Source organism: Brevibacillus ginsengisoli (assembly GCF_050113715.1).
Lineage (GTDB): Bacteria > Bacillota > Bacilli > Brevibacillales > Brevibacillaceae > Brevibacillus_H > Brevibacillus_H ginsengisoli.
The window spans coordinates 1-558 of record NZ_JBNJQR010000023.1 but is presented as its reverse complement, the minus strand read 5'-3'; the positions used below and the strand labels follow the sequence as shown (position 1 = coordinate 558).

Below are 558 nucleotides of genomic sequence, written 5' to 3'. Positions count from 1 at the left end.
AGGAGCCAGCCGCCGAAGGTGGGGTAGATGACTGGGGTGAAGTCGTAACAAGGTATCCGTACCGGAAGGTGCGGATGGATCACCTCCTTTCTATGGAGAATTTGCACTCCTTCATTGGAGTAGCAAATAACGGCTTGATTGATTCTATCTAGTTTTTAGGGAACTATCCCTAAATGGGGCTGTAGCTCAGTTGGGAGAGCGCCTGCCTTGCAAGCAGGAGGTCATCGGTTCGATCCCGTTCAGCTCCACCAAATAAATTTGTTCTTTGAAAACTGGATAACGCAAGATATTGCTAAGGATTATTTTTAACTGATGTACTAATAGTACTGATCAAATGCAAGGATTACATGCTAAATGCGCCACGTCATGTGGGTCGACTAAGAGCACCAACGTCCTGTTGGTAACGTCGACACTAGTACGTCCTGTACGTCGCAACACAGCATTTGTAGTTCATACAATTCGTGGTTAAGTTACTAAGGGCACACGGTGGATGCCTTGGCGCTAGGAGCCGAAGAAGGACGCAGCGAACTGCGATAAGCCTCGGGGAGCGGTAAGCAC

1 tRNA gene and 2 rRNA genes are annotated in these 558 nt (G+C 48.2%); all 3 read left to right on the top strand.

From position 1 onward, the window contains the following. Positions 1–90, top strand: a 16S ribosomal RNA gene (locus ACQCN2_RS23340); the annotation flags it as partial. Positions 91–175: 85 nt separating this feature from the next. Continuing rightward, a tRNA-Ala gene (locus tag ACQCN2_RS23335) sits at positions 176–251 on the top strand. 212 nt (positions 252–463) lie between these two features. Beyond that, positions 464–558, top strand: a 23S ribosomal RNA gene (locus ACQCN2_RS23330); the annotation flags it as partial.